The organism is Aminobacter sp. P4_D5 (assembly GCF_056401815.1).
Window position 1 is genome coordinate 1 of the sequence record NZ_JBFUIP010000362.1, and the last position, 1539, is coordinate 1539.

A 1539-nucleotide genomic window follows, 5' to 3' on the forward strand; every position below is an offset into this window, starting at 1 on the left:
GGCTCTCGGCGGCTTCCTTGCCTTGCTCGGTCAGCATCGTCAGCGAGGCGACGACGGCCTTAAACTGCTCTTCCAATCTGATTTGCCGCTCCCCGATGGTTTCGCGCGTCATTGCCGGCTTTCCTTCCCTTGSCGAGCGCACTCGCTCTTGGTCCAYACGCCGCCGGCRCAAAGACCCGCCGCCGTCTCGTYGATGCCCGCCTGGTCGGCAGGCGTCTTGCCCTGTGCGCCGATCAGCGAGGTGCCGACYACAGCCCGCAGCCCGTCAATGCTGGCAGGCGCCGGCTTCGAAGTCGAACAGCCCGCCAATGCCAGTGCAGCGGCGAAACTCAGCGCGCCATTTCTCAGCTGCGTTGCCCGCATCGTCATTCTCCTTGGTGATCTGTGCGGCAAAGCGCGCTTGTTCGATTGAGCGGCCATAGCGATAGGCTGCGGTATGGCTCAAGATGAGACTGCCCATCAGGGCGGCGGCGTATGCGGCGACCAGAGCCGCCCTCATTCACCGAATTCCGCCTTGAGCCCCTTCACCGCCTTGAACAGATCGTTCCGCCGCTTGATGCCGTAGATGGCGAAGGCGACGATGACGGCGACAATCGCGAGCTGGACGCGCCAGTCGAGATTGCCGAAAGCGGCCAGCGGCGCGCCGATGCCGGTCAACAGCCAGGTCCAGAAGGTCTTGCTCTTGGTCGTCGGGGTTTCAAGTTCGCCGGGGTCGGCCACGACAGGCTTTTCGATGATAACCGGCTCGGCTTGGGTGGTGGCCTGCGCCCCATTTCCTGCCGCCTTCACCCGGTTAAGAACCGCCTCGACCCGTGCGGGCGTCGTGCCGACCTTGTTGATGCCGTCGCCCAGATAGTAGCTATCACCGCGCTTGAGCTGGCGATGAGCGCCCTTGCAGGCTGCAAGAACCGGGAAACTGGCCCACTCCATAGCCAACCGCTTGCCGAACTCGGTGCGATCGATCTTCCCGGCCATGAACGCTTCATAGCCGCGCCGCTTCAGCAGGTGGAAGGCAAGCCGGTCCTGGAAGTCCGAGTTGAAGACCTGGGCGCCGCTCAGGTGCAGTTCCTTCGACAGGTCGATCAGAGTAGCGCGCATGAACTGCGCAGCACCGGCAGCAGATGACGCCTTATCGGAACCGAACTTCTTAGCCCAAGCCTTCGTTGCCCACGTCTTCTGAGCGTCGATGAGGTCGCCCAGCGTCATCTTGGTGATCGGCTTGGGAAGGCCGCTTTGGCGATTGCCGAAGATCGTCTCGTAGCACTCGGGCGGGGCCTTCCCGGCGTCTGTTCGATAAATGAAGTCGAGCAGAAGCGCCGCGCCCGGGGGAACGGTGTTGTCCATGGAACTATTCCTTTGATTTTGGGTTGTGTGCGCCAAAGGAGGCGCGGGCCATTGGCCTATGGAGAAAGCCACCCTACCCGCGGCAAGCCGATGACTATCGAAGACACTGTTTTCGTCGTGGCGCTCGTCGCCGTGGCCAGTGCCATATTGTGGTTGGTTGGCCTGTAGCGAGGTATCAAATGAACTGGGCCGACT

Annotated in this window: 2 protein-coding genes; both read right to left on the bottom strand. The window is 62.3% G+C overall.

What is annotated here, in order from left to right; translation table 11 throughout:
• Nucleotides 1-265 precede the first annotated feature (265 nt).
• Complete coding sequence (locus AC1DWF_RS31875; protein WP_476789648.1) at nucleotides 266-499, bottom strand: hypothetical protein; 234 nt, start codon at nucleotides 497-499, stop codon at nucleotides 266-268.
• The gene (locus AC1DWF_RS31880; RefSeq protein ID WP_476789647.1) at nucleotides 496-1344 is read right to left on the bottom strand and encodes a lysozyme family protein; all 849 of its coding nucleotides are present in this window, start codon (nucleotides 1342-1344) and stop codon (nucleotides 496-498) included. Before AC1DWF_RS31880 ends, AC1DWF_RS31875 begins: the two co-directional genes overlap by 4 nt.
• Between the last annotated feature and the right edge of the window lie 195 nt (nucleotides 1345-1539).